Here is a 411-nt window from a genome sequence, read left to right as displayed (position 1 = left end):
TACATGCATATAAAGTGACGGTGAATGAACGACCTGATATACCAAACCAGTTAAATCGAGAGTTCGATGTGCATAGCCAAAATCAAGTGTGGTGTGGAGATATTACGTATATTTGGACTGGTCAGAAGTGGTCATATTTAGCAGTAGTAATTGATTTATATGCAAGGCGAACTATTGGCTGGGCCATGTCAGAAAAGCCAGATACAGCCCTAACTATCAAAGCATTAGATAGATCATATGAACAAAGAGGCAAACCTAGAGGGGTTATGTTCCATTCGGATCAAGGCTGTCAGTATAGTTCAACAAAATTCAGGCAAAGGTTATGGCGTTATCAAATAACACAAAGTGTAACTCCACCCAATTTAGTACAGCTCTTTTGCAGAATTTTATGCAGCCTCAAGATAACTAATT

The 411-nt window shown here is 38.7% G+C and carries 1 protein-coding gene; it reads left to right on the top strand.

What is annotated here, in order from left to right:
- The coding region (locus tag J8M01_RS23820; protein ID WP_211059608.1) for a DDE-type integrase/transposase/recombinase at positions 1-411 on the top strand (411 nt) is incomplete at both ends.

The sequence above is a fragment of the Pseudoalteromonas sp. MMG005 genome (assembly GCF_018101015.1).
In the GTDB taxonomy this organism is placed as follows: Bacteria; Pseudomonadota; Gammaproteobacteria; order Enterobacterales; family Alteromonadaceae; genus Pseudoalteromonas; species Pseudoalteromonas aurantia.
Note: the sequence above shows the minus strand (reverse complement) of the source record. Positions and strands in the feature narration are given on the sequence as shown.